This window comes from Variovorax beijingensis (assembly GCF_007828835.1).
Taxonomy (GTDB): Bacteria; Pseudomonadota; Gammaproteobacteria; order Burkholderiales; family Burkholderiaceae_C; genus Variovorax; species Variovorax beijingensis_A.
Genome location: NZ_VIVL01000004.1, coordinates 203,856 through 219,200 on the forward strand (window position 1 = coordinate 203,856; position 15,345 = coordinate 219,200).

The 15,345-nt window shown below is 66.5% G+C and carries 14 protein-coding genes; 9 read left to right on the forward strand and 5 right to left on the reverse strand.

All coding sequences use genetic code 11. The annotated features are described in order from the left end of the window. Positions 1–9 precede the first annotated feature (9 nt). The 7 genes from FB547_RS14490 (at position 10) to FB547_RS14520 (ending at position 7,399) form a co-directional block, all read left to right on the forward strand. The gene (locus FB547_RS14490; protein ID WP_145743344.1) at positions 10–486 is read left to right on the forward strand and encodes a GNAT family N-acetyltransferase; all 477 of its coding nucleotides are present in this window, start codon (positions 10–12) and stop codon (positions 484–486) included. Further along, positions 480–1,532 (forward strand): methylmalonyl Co-A mutase-associated GTPase MeaB, encoded by a 1,053-nt coding sequence (gene meaB / locus FB547_RS14495; RefSeq protein WP_145743346.1) that lies wholly within the window; start codon positions 480–482, stop codon positions 1,530–1,532. The genes FB547_RS14490 and meaB overlap by 7 nt, the downstream gene beginning before the upstream one ends. Positions 1,533–1,578: 46 nt before the next feature. Beyond that, the gene (locus FB547_RS14500) at positions 1,579–3,123 is read left to right on the forward strand and encodes an acyl-CoA carboxylase subunit beta (RefSeq protein WP_145743348.1); all 1,545 of its coding nucleotides are present in this window, start codon (positions 1,579–1,581) and stop codon (positions 3,121–3,123) included. 128 nt (positions 3,124–3,251) lie between these two features. Continuing rightward, positions 3,252–3,815, forward strand: coding sequence for a hypothetical protein (locus FB547_RS14505; RefSeq protein WP_225613266.1), 564 nt, complete (start codon positions 3,252–3,254; stop codon positions 3,813–3,815). 19 nt (positions 3,816–3,834) lie between these two features. Then, on the forward strand, positions 3,835–5,883 hold the full coding sequence (accC, locus tag FB547_RS14510) for an acetyl-CoA carboxylase biotin carboxylase subunit (protein ID WP_145743352.1): 2,049 nt from the start codon (positions 3,835–3,837) through the stop codon (positions 5,881–5,883). Further along, complete coding sequence (gene bioB, locus FB547_RS14515; protein ID WP_145743354.1) at positions 5,883–6,911, forward strand: biotin synthase BioB; 1,029 nt, start codon at positions 5,883–5,885, stop codon at positions 6,909–6,911. The genes accC and bioB overlap by 1 nt, the downstream gene beginning before the upstream one ends. Beyond that, positions 6,908–7,399 (forward strand): VOC family protein, encoded by a 492-nt coding sequence (locus tag FB547_RS14520; RefSeq protein WP_145743356.1) that lies wholly within the window; start codon positions 6,908–6,910, stop codon positions 7,397–7,399. Before bioB ends, FB547_RS14520 begins: the two co-directional genes overlap by 4 nt. On the opposite strand, the gene FB547_RS14525 is transcribed toward FB547_RS14520, so the two are convergent. Continuing rightward, the gene (locus tag FB547_RS14525; RefSeq protein WP_145743357.1) at positions 7,389–7,886 is read right to left on the reverse strand and encodes an Lrp/AsnC family transcriptional regulator; all 498 of its coding nucleotides are present in this window, start codon (positions 7,884–7,886) and stop codon (positions 7,389–7,391) included. The two genes, FB547_RS14520 and FB547_RS14525, sit on opposite strands and share 11 nt — an antisense overlap. 115 nt (positions 7,887–8,001) lie before the next feature. Between FB547_RS14525 and yedA the strand changes: the two genes are divergently transcribed. Continuing rightward, on the forward strand, positions 8,002–8,928 hold the full coding sequence (gene yedA, locus FB547_RS14530) for a drug/metabolite exporter YedA (protein WP_145743359.1): 927 nt from the start codon (positions 8,002–8,004) through the stop codon (positions 8,926–8,928). A gap of 12 nt (positions 8,929–8,940) precedes the next feature. On the opposite strand, the gene FB547_RS14535 is transcribed toward yedA, so the two are convergent. The 4 genes from FB547_RS14535 to FB547_RS14550 all read right to left on the reverse strand — a co-directional run bounded on the left by FB547_RS14535 (position 8,941) and on the right by FB547_RS14550 (position 12,979). Continuing rightward, complete coding sequence (locus FB547_RS14535; protein ID WP_145743361.1) at positions 8,941–9,579, reverse strand: LysE family translocator; 639 nt, start codon at positions 9,577–9,579, stop codon at positions 8,941–8,943. Beyond that, the gene (locus tag FB547_RS14540) at positions 9,576–10,214 is read right to left on the reverse strand and encodes an RnfABCDGE type electron transport complex subunit B (protein ID WP_145743363.1); all 639 of its coding nucleotides are present in this window, start codon (positions 10,212–10,214) and stop codon (positions 9,576–9,578) included. Before FB547_RS14540 ends, FB547_RS14535 begins: the two co-directional genes overlap by 4 nt. Then, positions 10,211–11,626 carry a polyhydroxyalkanoate depolymerase gene (locus FB547_RS14545; RefSeq protein ID WP_145743364.1) on the reverse strand — a complete coding sequence of 472 codons (1,416 nt, stop codon included), beginning with the start codon at positions 11,624–11,626 and terminating at the stop codon, positions 10,211–10,213. Before FB547_RS14545 ends, FB547_RS14540 begins: the two co-directional genes overlap by 4 nt. Before the next feature lie 156 nt (positions 11,627–11,782). Continuing rightward, positions 11,783–12,979 carry an amino acid aminotransferase gene (locus tag FB547_RS14550; protein WP_145743366.1) on the reverse strand — a complete coding sequence of 399 codons (1,197 nt, stop codon included), beginning with the start codon at positions 12,977–12,979 and terminating at the stop codon, positions 11,783–11,785. Positions 12,980–13,084: 105 nt separating this feature from the next. On the opposite strand from FB547_RS14550, the gene uvrB reads away from it, so the two are divergent. After that, on the forward strand, positions 13,085–15,202 hold the full coding sequence (uvrB, locus tag FB547_RS14555) for an excinuclease ABC subunit UvrB (protein WP_225613265.1): 2,118 nt from the start codon (positions 13,085–13,087) through the stop codon (positions 15,200–15,202). Positions 15,203–15,345: the final 143 nt, after the last annotated feature.

Genomic DNA, 15,345 nt, shown 5'->3' on the forward strand with positions numbered 1-15,345 from the left:
AAGCAGAGCGTGGGCGATCTCTTGTCTCGGCTGTCGCTGCAGCCGGTGGAATCCAGCGATTTCGAGGCCATGCTGGCCCTGCGCGTCGATGCGATGCGTCCCAGCCTGGAGCGCGTGGGGCGCTTCGATCCCGCGCGCTCGCGCGAACGGCTGCAGGCCGGTTTCGTCGTGCCCTTCATGCATCACATCGTGCTCGACGGCGACCGGCGCGTTGGCTTCGTCACGCTCAAGCCCGAGGGCACCGACGCCCTTCGGCTCGACCACCTTTACCTGCGCACGGGCTTCCAGGGCCTGGGCATCGGCGAATGGGTGCTCGAGTGGGCCAAGGCGCAGGCGCGCCAGCAGCAACTGGACATCAAGCTCACCGCGCTCGTACAGAGCGACGCCAACCGCTTCTACCTGCGCCATGGCTTCGTGCTCGAAGGCGAGGAGGGCGTCGACCTGCACTACCGCTGGCGTGTGTCGTCCCCGGAGGGCGCGTGCTGAACAAGCCGGCCGCCGCACTGGAGCGCGCAATTGCCGAATCGGACGGCATGGTGCAGCGCCGCGCCATCGCCAAGGCGATCACGCTGCTCGAATCGACCCGTGCCGATCACCGCGCGCAGGCCGACGAACTGCTCACCGCGCTTCTGCCGCGCACCGGCAAATCGTTCCGCCTCGGCATCTCGGGCGTGCCGGGCGTCGGCAAGTCGACCTTTATCGAGACGCTGGGCCTGCTGCTGATCGGCAAGGGGCATCGCGTGGCGGTGCTCACCATCGACCCCTCGTCCACCGTCTCGGGTGGCTCCATCCTCGGCGACAAGACGCGCATGGAGCACCTCTCGGTGCACGAGCGCGCCTACATCCGGCCCAGCCCGTCGAGCGGCACGCTCGGTGGCGTGGCCGAGAAGACGCGCGAGGCGATGCTGGTGTGCGAGGCCGCGGGCTACGACATCGTGATCGTCGAGACCGTGGGCGTGGGCCAGAGCGAAACGGCCGTGGCCGGCATGACCGACATGTTCGTGCTGATGCAGCTGCCCAACGCGGGCGACGACCTGCAGGCCATCAAGAAGGGCGTGATGGAGCTGGCCGACCTCGTCGTCATCAACAAGGCCGACATCGACAAGGACGCCGCGACGCGCGCGCAGGCCCAGATCACTTCGGCGCTTCGCCTCTTCGGCCACCAGGGCAACCCGGAGCACGCGCATGCGGTGCACGACGCGCACAGCGGCACGGAGGTGCGCTTCTGGCTGCCCAAGGTGCTGCAGCTCAGCGCGTTGGCAGGCACGGGCGTCGATGCGTTCTGGGACGCCGTCACCCAATTCAGGCGACTGCAGACGGCCAATGGCAAGCTCGCCAGGCGCCGCGAGAAGCAGGCCACCGCGTGGATGTGGGAGCGCATCGACGCCGGGCTCAAGCACGCCTTCAGGCATCACCCGCAGGTGCGCGAGCTGCTACCCGAGCTCACGCAGCAGGTGGCCGAGGGCGCGCTGCCTGCATCGACGGCGGCGCGCCAGCTGCTTGCGGCGGCCGCCATCACCGCCAGGCCATGACCAAGACCACAAACGAAATTCAGGACCACAGCTTCGGAAGCACACCATGCAAGAACTGATCGAACAACTCGAAAAGCGCCGCGCCCAGGCGCGCCTCGGCGGCGGGCAGAAGCGCATCGATGCGCAGCACGCCAAGGGCAAGCTCACGGCGCGCGAGCGCATCGAGCTGCTGCTGGACGACGGCACTTTTGAAGAATGGGACATGTTCGTCGAGCACCGTTCGGTCGACTTCGGCATGGCCGAGCAGAAGATCCCCGGCGACGGCGTGGTCACCGGCTACGGCATGATCAACGGCCGCCTCGTGTTCGTGTTCAGCCAGGACTTCACCGTGTTCGGCGGCGCGCTCAGCGAAGCGCACGCCGAAAAGATCTGCAAGGTGATGGACCAGGCCATGAAGGTCGGCGCCCCCGTCATCGGCCTCAACGACTCGGGCGGCGCGCGCATCCAGGAAGGCGTGGCCTCGCTCGGCGGCTATGCCGACGTGTTCCAGCGCAACGTGATGGCCTCCGGCGTGGTGCCGCAAATCAGCCTGATCATGGGCCCGTGCGCGGGCGGCGCGGTGTATTCGCCGGCCATGACCGACTTCATCTTCATGGTGAAGGACTCGAGCTACATGTTCGTCACCGGCCCCGAGGTGGTGAAGACCGTGACGCACGAGAGCGTCACCGCCGAGGAGCTCGGCGGCGCCGTCACCCACACCACGCGCAGCGGCGTGGCCGACATGGCGTTCGAGAACGACGTCGAGGCGCTGATGATGCTGCGCCGCCTGTACAACTACCTGCCGCTCAACAACCGCGAGAAGCCGCCGGTGCGCCTGGGCAACAACGGCCAGGGCGATCCGGCCGACCGGCCCGACTATTCGCTCGACACGCTGGTGCCCGACAACCCGAACAAGCCCTACGACATCAAGGAGCTGATCCTGAAGGTGGTGGACGACGGCGATTTCTTCGAGCTGCAGCCCGACTATGCGAAGAACATCGTGATCGGCTTCGCCCGCATGGAAGGCCAGACCATCGGCATCGTGGCCAACCAGCCGCTGGTGCTGGCGGGCTGCCTGGACATCAAGAGCAGCATCAAGGCCGCGCGCTTCGTGCGCTTTTGCGATGCCTTCAACATCCCGGTGGTCACCTTCGTCGACGTGCCCGGCTTCATGCCCGGCACGGGCCAGGAGTACGGCGGCATCATCAAGCACGGCGCCAAGCTGCTCTACGCGTATGCGGAGTGCACGGTGCCGAAGATCACCGTCATCACACGCAAGGCCTACGGCGGCGCCTACGACGTGATGGCCTCCAAGCATCTGCGCGGCGACGTCAACCTGGCCTGGCCGCGCGCCGAGATCGCGGTGATGGGCGCCAAGGGCGCGGTGGAAATCATCTTCCGCGAGGACAAGAACGACCCCGAGAAGCTCGCAGCGCGCGAGGCCGAGTACAAGGCGCGCTTCGCCAACCCGTATGTGGCGGGCGCACGCGGCTACATCGACGACGTGATCCTGCCGCACGAAACGCGCAAGCGCATCTGCCGCTCGCTCGTGATGCTGCGCGAGAAGAAGCTCGAGAACCCGTGGCGCAAGCACGGCAACATTCCGCTCTGAGCCGTATGCGCAGCCACTACCCCCAGTTCCGCGAGGGTGCGGAACCTGGATTGGTGCCCAAGCTGGGCGGTCTGCCCTGGGGACTGCCCCGTCGTTTGTGGCCGGTCTGCCGCGAATGCAATCGCGCCATGAGCCACCTCGCGCAGCTGCCGGCGGATGGCGACGCGCTGCCGCTCGCAGATGGCGAGGTGCTGTTCCTGTTCAAGTGCGAGTGGGACAGCATCTGCAGTTTCTGGGAGCCCGACGGAGGCGCGAACGCCGCATTCGTCGTGCAGCGCGCCGAGCTGGGGACCGGGCCCACTGCGCCGCCTTCGGATCCTGCCGAAGGACCGCCCGCCTTGCTGCGCGAAATCTCCATCACGGGATGGCGTGCCGACGACGATGGCGCGCCTTCGGAACTCGAAGAGGCCTTCTACGACTACCAGGCCCATTCCGAACTGCCGGAGGAGGTCGCGCACCCCCACGACTGGGCGAGCGCGTGGCGTACCAAGAGCGGCGGCGTGCCGTACTGGACGGCCAACGGCGCGCAGCAGATGCCCGCCGGGCGCCTGTTCCTGCAGATCGACAACTGGGTCGATCTTGCCGACGGCAGCACCGCCGAAGTGGCGAACTTCTGCTCCGACGGTACGGCCTACGTGTTCGTCGACCGCGCGCAAGCGCCGCCGGTGTATTCGATGTTTATCAACCGCTGAGACCCCGCGGAGACCCTAGATGTTCAAGAAAATACTCATTGCCAACCGCGGGGAAATCGCCTGCCGCGTGATCCAGACCGCGAAGAAGATGGGCATCCTCACCGTCGCCGTCTACTCCGACGCCGACAAGGAAGCCCGCCACGTCGAGCTGGCCGACGAGGCCGTGCACATCGGCGCCGCGCCCAGCCGCGAGAGCTACCTGCAGGCCGACCGCATCATCGCGGCCTGCAAGAAGACCGGCGCCGAGGCCGTGCATCCGGGCTACGGCTTCCTCTCGGAGAACGAAGCTTTCGCGCGCAAGGTCGAGGAGGAGGGCATCGCCTTCATCGGGCCGAAGCACTATTCGATCGCCGCCATGGGCGACAAGATCGCCTCCAAGAAGCTCGCGAACGAGGCCAAGGTCAACACCATCCCGGGCTGGAACGATGCCATCGAGACGGCCGAGCGCGCGGTCGAGATCGCGAAGGACATCGGCTATCCGGTGATGATCAAGGCCTCGGCCGGCGGAGGCGGCAAGGGCCTGCGCGTGGCCTATAACGACAAGGAAGCTTTCGAGGGTTTCACCTCGTGCCGCAACGAGGCGCTCGCCAGCTTCGGCGACGATCGCGTGTTCATCGAGAAGTTCGTCGAGGAGCCGCGCCACATCGAGATCCAGGTGCTGGGCGACTCGCACGGCAACGTGATCTACCTGAACGAGCGCGAATGCTCGATCCAGCGCCGCCATCAGAAGGTGATCGAGGAGGCGCCGTCGCCCTTCATCAGCGATGCCACCCGCAAGGCGATGGGCGAGCAGGCTGTGCAGCTGGCCAAGGCCGTGAAATACCAGAGCGCGGGCACGGTGGAGTTCGTGGTCGGCAAGGACCAGAGCTTCTACTTTCTGGAGATGAACACGCGGCTGCAGGTGGAGCACCCGGTGACCGAATGCATCACGGGGCTCGACCTGGTCGAACTGATGATCCGCGTGGCGGCCGGTGAAGAGTTGCCGCTTACGCAGGAGCAGGTCAAGCGCAACGGCTGGGCCATCGAGTGCCGCATCAATGCCGAAGATCCGTTCCGCAGCTTCCTGCCTTCGACCGGCCGCCTGGTGAAGTTCCAGCCGCCGGCCGAGACCATGTTCGCAAGCGACACCGAGCACCTGAACGGCGTGCGCGTGGACACCGGCGTGTACGACGGCGGCGAGATCCCGATGTACTACGACTCGATGATCGCCAAGCTCATCGTGCACGGCAAGGACCGTCAGCATGCGATTGCCCGCATGCGCGAGGCGCTCAACGGCTTCGTGATTCGCGGCATCAGCAGCAACATCCCGTTCCAGGCCGCGCTGCTCGCGCATCCGAAATTCGTGGCGGGCGACTTCAACACAGGCTTCATCGCCGAGCACTACGGCAAGGGCTTCCACGCCGAGGACGTGCCGCATGCCGATCCTTCGTTCCTGATTGCGCTCGCGGCCTATGTGCATCGCCGCTACCGCGCGCGCGCTTCGGGCATCAGCGGGCAGCTCGAAGGCCACGGCGTGAAGGTGGGCGAGCAGTTCGTGGTGGTGGAGCTGGGGCCGGAGGGCAAGCATGTGCACCATCCGGTGTCGGTCACCGATTTCCATGGCAAGACAGGCGCCAGCGCCGTGGCCGTGGGCGGCAAGAGCTACAAGATCGATAGCGGCTTTGCGCTCGGCGCCATCCGCGTGCAGGGCATGGTCAACGACCGGCCCTTCACCGCGCAGGTGGAGCGCGGGGCCGGCAAGAACCCGCTGGCGCTGCGCGTGTCGCACGACGGCACGCAGATCGAGGCGATGGTGCTGTCGCCCCTGGGGGCGCGCCTGCTCGAACTGATGCCCTACAAGGCGCCGCCGGACCTGAGCAAGTTCCTGATGTCGCCGATGCCGGGCCTGCTGGTCGAGGTGTCGGTGCAGCCGGGGCAGCAGGTGCGCGCCGGCGAGAAGCTGGCCGTGATCGAGGCCATGAAGATGGAAAACGTGCTGTTCGCTTCGCAGGACGGCGTGGTGGGCAAGATTTCGGCGGAAAAGGGCGAATCGCTCGCCGTCGATCAAATCATTCTGGAGTTCAACTGATGGGTGCCAACGACCTGCAACAAACGATCACGCTGCACCGGCCTGCGAAGGCCGAGGCGCCGCAAGGGCCATGGACGGTCGAAGCGATACAGGCGCTGCTCGACAAGCCGCTGATGGACCTGCTGTTCGAGGCGCAGACCGTGCACCGCCAGCACTTCCCGGAAGGCGACATCGAACTGGCGACGCTGCTCTCGGTCAAGACCGGTGGCTGTCCCGAGAACTGCGGCTACTGCCCGCAGTCGGCCGAGTTCGACACCGGCGTGAAGGCGCAGAAGCTCATGGAAGTCGACGAGGTGGTGCGCGCCGCGCAGGCCGCCAAGGACGCCGGCGCCACGCGCTTCTGCATGGGCGCCGCATGGCGCGCGCCGAAGGACCGCGACGTCGAGAAGGTGGCGGTGCTGGTCGAGGCCGTGAAGGGGCTGGGCCTGCAGACCTGCGCCACGCTCGGCATGCTGGAGCCGCACCACGCGCACCAGCTCAAGGCCGCGGGCCTGGACTACTACAACCACAACCTCGACACCGCGCCCGAGTACTACACCGACGTGGTCGACACGCGCACCTACCAGGACCGGCTCGACACCCTGGCCCATGTGCGCAGCGCCGGCATCAGCGTGTGCTGCGGCGGCATCGTCGGCATGGGCGAGGCGCCGGTGCACCGCGCGGGGCTGATCGCGCAGCTGGCCAACCTGGATCCGTACCCGGAGTCGGTGCCGATCAACAGCCTGGTACGCGTGCCGGGCACACCACTGGCCGACTCGGAGCCGGTCGATCCCTTCGACTTCGTGCGCATGATCGCGGTCGCGCGCATCACGATGCCGACGGCTCGCGTGCGGCTCTCGGCCGGGCGCCAGCAGATGGGCGATGCGGTGCAGGCGCTGTGCTTCATGGCCGGCGCGAATTCGATCTTCTACGGCGACAAGCTGCTGGTCACCGGCAACCCCGACGTCGAGGCCGACACGGTGCTGCTACGCAAGCTCGGGCTCAATGCGCGGCAGGTGCAGGAACAGCCCGAAGGTTGCGCCGCATGACCACCGCCGCCGCACGCCCCTTCAAGGTCCTGGGCATCCAGCAGATCGCCATCGGCGGACCCGACAAGCTGCGCCTGCAGAAGCTCTGGGTCGACATGCTGGGGCTCGAAGTCACAGGCACCTTCAAGAGCGAGCGCGAGAACGTCGACGAGGACATCTGTTCGATGGGCAGCGGGCCCTTCAAGGTCGAGGTCGACCTGATGCAGCCGCTGGACGCCGAGAAGAAGCCGGCCGTTCACGCCACGCCGCTCAACCATGTGGGCCTGTGGATCGACGACCTGCCCAGGGCCGTCGAGTGGCTCACTGCGCAGGGCGTGCGCTTTGCGCCCGGCGGCATCCGCAAGGGCGCGGCGGGTTTCGACATCTGCTTCCTGCACCCGAAGGCGAACGACGAGTTTCCGATCGCGGGCGAGGGCGTGCTGATCGAGATGGTGCAGGCGCCGCCCGAGGTGGTGGCGGCCTTCAGCGCGCTGGCCGCTACGCGTTAAGTACTTTCTTGATCGGCGGCCTGACGTCCGAACGCTGAGGCGGCAGCATCGGCTGATGCTCGCGCGCCGGGTTCAGGATGATCGAGGTCGCCGTCTCGGTGAGGATGCAGAACTTGGTGACCACCGCATCGAGGTGGCTCACGTCGATCACCGCGATCTCGAGGATCCAGCTGTCGTCGCCGGTCACGTTGTAGGCATTGACGCATTCGGGCGTCTGCTGCACCAGTTCCACCACGCGCGCGTAGTCGGCGCGGCCCACGCGGATGATCGCGCGGATGCCATAGCCGAGCTTGCCGAGGTTCACGGTGGCGCGGTAGCCGCTGATCACGCCCGCGGCCTCCAGCTTCTTCACGCGTTCGGTCACGGCCGGCTGGCTCAGGTGCACGCGGCGGCCGAGTTCGGCCATGGTGAGCCGCGCATCGGCCTGCAGTTCGGCCAGGATGCGGGTGTCGTGGGCATCCAGCGCGGGGTTCAAGGTGAAGTCCATGCAACTCCTTCAAATTGACGGTATGGAGCGAAAAGAACCATGAGATATGCATGGTTGTGAAAGGATCGCTTTCATACCATGGACGGCGTTTCCATACCGACAAGACAACATCCCCATGCCCACTCTCGCGTCCCCCGCCCAAGCTGCATCCGGTTCCGCGCGCACCGCGCTGCCGCCGCTGCTGTGGCTCTGCCTGGCCGCCACCTGGCTGGTCTGGGGCTCGACCTATCTGGCGATCAAGTACGCGCTGATCAGCTTTGCGCCCTTTCTCCAGATGGGCTCGCGTTTCCTGTTCGCGGGCGTGCTGCTCGCCGCCTGGATGCGCTGGCGCGGCGCGGCCTGGCCCTCGCGCCTGCAGTGGCGCAATGCGCTCGTGGTCGGCACGTTGATGCTGGGCGGCGGCATGGGCGGCACGGCCCATGCCGAGCTGTCGATCGGTTCCGGTCTGGTGGTGGCCTTCATCGCGGTGGTGCCGCTGCTGATCGCGCTGCTCAACCTGATCTGGGGCGTGAAGCCGACGCGGCTGGAGGCGGCGGGCATCGCGCTCGGGCTCATCGGCGTGCTGATGCTGACGCAGGGCAGCGGCTTCCAGTCGTCGCCCGCGGGCCTGGTGGCGATTTCCATTGCCTGCATCTGCTGGTCGATGGGCAGCGTGCTGAGCCAGCGCAGCCTGCCGCTCGCGCCCGGCGCGATGGGCTTCGCAAGCGAAATGATCTGCGGCGGCGTGGTGCTGCTGATGCTCTCGGCGCTCTCGGGCGAACAGCTGGTGTGGCCGCCGCAGCCCGAGGCCGCTGCGGCCTGGCTGTACCTCGTGGTGTTCGGCTCGCTGATCGCGTTCAATGCCTACATGGTGCTGCTGGCGAAAGCACCCGCCGCCTTGGCCGCGAGCTACACCTTCGTCAATCCGGTGATCGCGATGCTGCTGGGCGTGTGGATTGCCAACGAGACCGTCACGCGTTTCGAGTGGTATGCGGTGGCCGTGGTGCTGGCCGGTGTCTTGCTGCTGCTCTTCAAGCGCCCGCAGAAGGCGCAAGAAAACTGAACCCCGCGCCGTTCAGGTGCCCGGACGGCGCCAGAAGGCCAGCGTGGCCGCCAACAGCCACATGCCGGCCGCGCAGCTGCGGTTCAGCGCCCTGAGGCCGCGGCGCGAAAGCCAGCGCACGGCCTGTGTTCCGGCGGCCGCATAGGCCAGCATCACGCAGGTGTCGAGCGCCACGAAGATCGAGCCGAGCAGCAGGTACTGCGCGCCCTGCGGCCGGGTGATGTCGATGAACTGCGGCAGGAAGGCCGCGAAGAACAGCACGGTCTTGGGGTTCGACAGCGCCACGAGCAGGCTGCGCATGAGCGCGACGCGGCCGTGCGGGCGGACCTCGATGGCCGACTTGGCCAGCGCCGCGCCGAGGTCGGCCGCTTCGCTGCGCCACAGCTTGACGCCGAGCCAGATCAGGTAGGCGACACCCGCCGCACGGATCGCATTGAAGAGCAATTCCGATGCGGCGAGCAGCGAACCGAGTCCGAGCGCTACCACCGCGATCAGCGTGACACTCCCGAGCGACGCGCCGGCAATGCCCCAACTCGCGCGGCGCATGCCGCCGTCGATGCCGTTGGACAGCGCCAGCAGCATCGTCGGGCCGGGGATCACGGCCAGGGCGAGCGAGGCGACGACGTAGATGAGCAGGGTGTCGAGGGTCATGGCTTGGCGGCGGGTGGACGTTGCTGTTGAGAGGCGGCGCGGGCGCGTGCCAGCGCGGCTTCGACGATGGAGCGCTTGCGCGTATCGGCGGCCTGCGGCTGCGCGACGGCGGGCGCTTCTTGCTCGCCCTTGCACTTGTCCGCGCGGCGGTGCTCGCCATGCAGCTTGTAGCGCCGCAGCGCGGCCTCGGCCTGGGCCTGCGACCAGGCCTGCCAGCCGCTGCGGCCCGGCGTCTCGACTTCGAGCGAGATGCAATCGACAGGGCAGGCCGGAATGCAGAGCTCGCAGCCCGTGCAGTGTGCTTCGATCACGGTGTGCATGCGCTTGTGGATGCCCACGATGGCGTCGGTCGGGCAGGCATCGAGGCAGAGCGTGCAGCCGATGCACCAGGCTTCGTCGATGACCGCCATGGCGCGCGGGCCTTCGGTGCCGAACTGCGGGTCGAGCGGAAGCGCCTCGCGGCCGGTGAGCCGCGCCAGCCTGGCCACGCCTTCGGCGCCGCCGGGCGGGCACTGGTTGATGCCCGCGTTGCCGTCGGCCACGGCTTGCGCATAGCCGGCGCAGTCGGGGTAGCCGCAACGTGTGCACTGCGTCTGCGGCAGTGCATCGTGGATGCGTGCGGCCAGTCCGTTCACTTCCTGCGTGCCGCGGGCTTCTTGGCGGGGGCAGCCGCCACCGCTTTCCTGGCCGAGGTGCTCTTCGTGGCTGCAACGGCCGCCGTGTTCCGGCCCGGCTTGATCCGGTCTTCGGCCGGCAGGCTTTCGCGTACGCCGGCGCGGCGCTGGGGCTGGTCGTGGGCCGCGATGAATTTCTGCACCTTGGGGTAGACCAGTTCGCGCCAGCGGCGGCCGCTGAAGATGCCGTAGTGGCCCGCGCCCTTGACTTCATAGTGCTCGCGCTGCGAATCGGCAATGCCGGTGCACAGGCTGTGCGCGGCCTCGGTCTGGCCCGAGCCCGAAATGTCGTCGAGCTCGCCCTCGACCGTGAGCAGGGCGGTCGAATGGATGTCCTGCGGACGCACGCGCTCGATCTGGCCCTTCGGGTTCCTGACGTCCCAGGTGCCGTTCACGAGCTCGAACTCCTGGAACACGGTGCGGATGGTGTCCAGGTAGTAGTCGGCGTCCATGTCGAGCACGGCGTTGTACTCGTCGTAGAACTTGCGGTGGGCCTCGGCGCTGGCGTCGTCGCCCTTGATGAGGTCCTTGAAGTAGTCGTAGTGGCTGGAGGCGTGGCGGTCGGGGTTCATGGCCACGAAGCCCGTGTGCTGCAGGAAGCCTGGGTACACGCGGCGGCCTTCGCCCGGGAAGCCCTGCGGCACGCGGTAGATCACGTTGTTCTCGAACCACTCGAAGCTCTTGTTCATCGCAAGGTTGTTCACCGCGGTGGGCGACTTGCGCGCATCGATCGGGCCGCCCATCATCGTCATGGTGAGGGGCAGCGGCTCGCCGCGGCTCGCCATCAGCGACACGGCGGCCAGCACCGGCACGGTCGGCTGGCACACGCTCACGACGTGGCAGTTTCCGTATTCGGCCTGCAGGCGGCGGATGAATTCCTGCACGTAGTTGATGTAGTCGTCCAGGTGGAACTCGCCTTCCGACAGCGGCACGAGGCGCGCATTCTTCCAGTCGGTGATGTAGACCTTGTGGTCCTGCAGCATGGTGCGCACCGTGTCGCGCAGCAGCGTGGCGTAGTGGCCCGACAGCGGCGCCACGACCAGCACGACGGGCTGGCTCTTGAGCGTCTTGAGGATGTGCGGCTCGTCGGTGAAGCGCTTGAAGCGGCGCAGCTCGCAGAAGGGCTTGTCGAGTTCGACGGCCTCCTGGATGACCACGTCTTCGCCCTCGACCTTCACGGACTTGATGTTGAACTCGGGCTTCTCGTAGTCCTTGCCCAGGCGATAGAGCAGGTCGTAGCCCGCAGCCATGCGCTGGGCCATGGGCAGCTGGCCCCACACCGCGCCCTGGCCATAAAGCTTGGAAGCCGCTTGCGCGAAGTCCGAGAACGGCTCCATGAGGGAACGCTGGGCTTCGTAGAGTTGATAGAGCATCGCTGGTCTTGGAGTGGAATGTTGCAATGCAATATATCAGCGCATTCGCTGACTTGCAGGGGGCCTAACCCCTACATCGGCCCTGCCAGAAGGGCCGTTTTAAGCCGGCAATGTGAAGGAATCGTAAACGCGGATTCCCTCACATCTTGCTGACGCCTAGATGACCTTGGCGATCGACGCGCAGACGTAGTCGATGTTCTTGCTGTTGAGCGCGGCCACGCACATGCGGCCGGTGTCGGTGCCGTACACGCCGAACTCGTTGCGCAGGCGCACCATCTGGTCCTTGCTGAGGCCCGAGTAGCTGAACATGCCGATCTGCGTGGTGATGAAGCTCATGTCTTCCTTCACGCCGGCGGCCTTGAGGCCGTCGACCAGCTTCTGGCGCATGGCCTTGATGCGCACGCGCATCTCGCCGAGTTCCTTTTCCCACAGGGCGCGCAGTTCGGGGTTGCCGAGCACCGCGGCCACCACGGCGCCGCCGTGGATCGGCGGGTTGCTGTAGTTGGTGCGGATCGCGATCTTGAGTTGCGACAGCACGCGGCCGGCTTCTTCCTTGTTCTCGCACAGCACCGAGAGGGCGCCCACGCGTTCGCCATAGAGGCTGAAGCTCTTCGAGAACGAGGTCGAGACGAAGAAGGTCAGGCCCGCATCGACGAACTTGGCCACGGCGGCGCCGTCTTCCTTCAGGCCGTAGCCGAAGCCCTGGTAGGCCATGTCGAGGAAGGGCACGAGGCCCTTGGCCTTGACCGCGGCGACGACCTGGTCCCACTGGGCGGCGGTGATGTCATAGCCGGTCGGGTTGTGGCAGCAGGCGTGCAGCACGACGACGGTGCCGGCGGGCGCTGCGTTGAGCGCGGCCAGCATGCCGTCGAAGTTGATGCCGCGCCTGGCGGCGTCGTAGTAGGGATAGCTTTCGACCTCGAAGCCGGCGTTGGTGAACAGGGCGCGGTGGTTTTCCCAGCTCGGGTCGCTGATCAGCACCTTGGCCTTGGGGTTGAGCTTCTTCAGGAAGTCGGCGCCGACCTTGAGGCCGCCGGTGCCGCCGATGGCCTGGATGGTGGCCACGCGGCCCGATTGCACCGGCTCGCTGTCGGCGCCGAAGACCAAGCCCTTGACTGCGTTGTCATACGCCACGATGCCGTCGATCGGCAGGTAGCCGCGCGCCGAAGGCGTTTTCATCATGTTCTGTTCGGCGGCCTGCACGCACTGCAAAAGCGGCAGCTTGCCGTTGTCGTCGTAGTAGACGCCGACGCCGAGGTTGACCTTGTTGGGGTTGGTATCGGCTGCAAACTGCTCGTTGAGGCCGAGGATCGGGTCGCGCGGTGCCATTTCGACCGCGGTGAACATAGACATGGAAAGGTCCTTTGGGATGAAAGCTTCGCTGCAACCGGAGGAGGCTTTATCCTTTCCGGTTGCCTTGAATTTTACCGGCGCGAGCGCCACCTGTCGGGAACAGCCATGCCAGAGAACAACGAAGCCATAGCAGACCTGAAGAAACTGGACCCGATCGGTCCGGCAAAGCAGGGCGAGTTCATCAAATACCCCGGTTCGCCTTTCGAACTTTTCCAGCCCTATCCGCCGGCCGGAGACCAGCCGAAGGCCATCGACGGGCTGGTCGAGGGCGTGCTCGACGGCGAGGTGTTCCAGACGCTGCTGGGCGTGACGGGCTCGGGCAAGACCTTCACCATGGCCAACGTGATCGCGCGGCTGGGCCGGCCGGCCATCGTGTTCGCGCCCAACAAGACGCTGGCGGCGCAGCTCTACAGCGAATTCCGCGAGTTCTTCCCGAAGAACGCCGTCGAGTACTTCGTGAGCTACTACGACTACTACCAGCCCGAGGCCTACGTGCCGCAGCGCGACCTGTTCATCGAGAAGGACTCCTCGATCAACGAGCACATCGAGCAGATGCGCCTGTCGGCCACCAAGAGCGTGCTGGAGCGGCGCGACACGGTCATCGTGGCCACGGTGAGTGCCATCTACGGCATCGGCACCCCGGAGGACTACACGCAGATGCGCTTCATCATGCGGGTGGGCGACAAGATCGGCCAGCGCGACGTGATCGGGCGGCTGATCCGCATGCAGTACACCCGCAATGAGCAGGATTTCTCGCGCGGCACCTTCCGCGTGCGCGGCGACACCATCGACGTGTTTCCGGCCGAGCACAGCGAGCTGGCCATCCGCATCGAGCTGTTCGACGACGAGATCGAGACCCTGCAGCTGTTCGACCCGCTCACGGGCCGCATCCGCCAGAAGATCCCGCGCTTCACCGTGTACCCGTCGAGCCACTACGTGACGCCGCGCGACAAGGTGCTGAGCGCGGTCGAAACCATCAAGATCGAGTTGGCCGAGCGGCTCAAGGAGTTCGTGAGCCAGGGCAAGCTGGTGGAGGCGCAGCGGCTGGAGCAGCGCACCCGCTTCGACCTCGAGATGCTGGCCGAGATCGGCCACTGCAAGGGCATCGAGAACTACACGCGCCACCTCTCGGGCGCTGCGCCCGGCGAGCCGCCGGCCACGCTGACCGACTACCTGCCGAAGGACGCGCTGATGTTCCTCGACGAGAGCCACCAGATGGTCGGCCAGCTCGGCGGCATGTACAACGGCGACCGGGCGCGCAAGACCACGCTGGTCGAATACGGCTTCCGGCTGCCGAGCGCGCTGGACAACCGGCCGCTCAAGCTGGAGGAGTTCGAGACGCGCATGCGCCAGTGCATCTTCGTCTCCGCCACGCCGGCGCAGTACGAGAAGGACCATGCCGGCAACGTGGTCGAGCAGCTGGTCCGCCCGACCGGCCTGATCGACCCCGAGGTCGAGGTGCGTCCCGCAACCCACCAGGTGGACGACGTGCTGGGCGAGATCCGCATCCGCGTCGAGAAGAACGAGCGCGTGCTGATCACCACGCTGACCAAGCGCATGGCCGAGCAGCTGACCGACTACCTGGGCGACAACGGCGTGAAGGTGCGCTACCTGCACAGCGACGTCGACACGGTCGAACGGGTCGAGATCCTGCGCGACCTGCGCCTGGGGAGCTTCGACGTGCTGGTGGGTATCAACCTGCTGCGCGAGGGCCTGGACATTCCCGAGGTGTCGCTGGTGGCCATCCTCGACGCCGACAAGGAAGGCTTCCTGCGCGCCGAACGCTCGCTGATCCAGACCATCGGCCGCGCGGCGCGCAACCTGAACGGCAAGGCCATCCTCTATGCCGACCGGATGACCGACTCGATGAAGAAGGCCATCGGCGAAACCGAGCGCCGCCGCGCCCGGCAGATCGCCTACAACGAGGCCAACGGCATCACCCCGCGCAGCATCGTCAAGCAGGTGCGCGACCTGATCGACGGCGTCTACAGCGAAAAGACGGGCAAGGAAATGGCCAAGCTCGACCTGGAACGCGCCAAGGTCGAGGACATGAGCGAAAAGGACATCGCCCGAGAGATCAAGCGGCTCGAAAAGCTCATGATGGAGCACGCCCGGAACCTCGAATTCGAGAAGGCGGCCCGGGTGCGCGACCAGCTGGCGCTGCTGCGGGAGCAGGCTTTTGGCGCCTCCGGCGGGGACAATATCGCCGTGCTGCCGTCCTAGGACGGGGTTCCGGTTCCTTCAAGCGGTTTCCGCTGGGGTTTACCCGAGCAGGCTCCAAGGTCTTCTGCTATACTTGAGCGAAATACTCAACAACAAAAAAAGAACTTCGCGATGAAGAACCGATCCCACCGGCTGGTTCACCA

Excerpts from the sequence above, each read along its gene's own strand:
- bioB (WP_145743354.1), top strand. The coding sequence starts at position 5,883 with ATGGGTGCCAACGACCTGCAACAAACGATCACGCTGCACCGGCCTGCG.
- FB547_RS14520 (WP_145743356.1), top strand. The coding sequence starts at position 6,908 with ATGACCACCGCCGCCGCACGCCCCTTCAAGGTCCTGGGCATCCAGCAG.
- uvrB (WP_225613265.1), top strand. The coding sequence starts at position 13,085 with ATGCCAGAGAACAACGAAGCCATAGCAGACCTGAAGAAACTGGACCCG.
- FB547_RS14525 (WP_145743357.1), bottom strand. The coding sequence starts at position 7,886 with ATGGACTTCACCTTGAACCCCGCGCTGGATGCCCACGACACCCGCATC.
- accC (WP_145743352.1), top strand. The coding sequence starts at position 3,835 with ATGTTCAAGAAAATACTCATTGCCAACCGCGGGGAAATCGCCTGCCGC.
- FB547_RS14500 (WP_145743348.1), top strand. The coding sequence starts at position 1,579 with ATGCAAGAACTGATCGAACAACTCGAAAAGCGCCGCGCCCAGGCGCGC.
- FB547_RS14505 (WP_225613266.1), top strand. The coding sequence starts at position 3,252 with ATGAGCCACCTCGCGCAGCTGCCGGCGGATGGCGACGCGCTGCCGCTC.
- FB547_RS14545 (WP_145743364.1), bottom strand. The coding sequence starts at position 11,626 with ATGCTCTATCAACTCTACGAAGCCCAGCGTTCCCTCATGGAGCCGTTC.
- yedA (WP_145743359.1), top strand. The coding sequence starts at position 8,002 with ATGCCCACTCTCGCGTCCCCCGCCCAAGCTGCATCCGGTTCCGCGCGC.
- FB547_RS14550 (WP_145743366.1), bottom strand. The coding sequence starts at position 12,979 with ATGTCTATGTTCACCGCGGTCGAAATGGCACCGCGCGACCCGATCCTC.
- FB547_RS14535 (WP_145743361.1), bottom strand. The coding sequence starts at position 9,579 with ATGACCCTCGACACCCTGCTCATCTACGTCGTCGCCTCGCTCGCCCTG.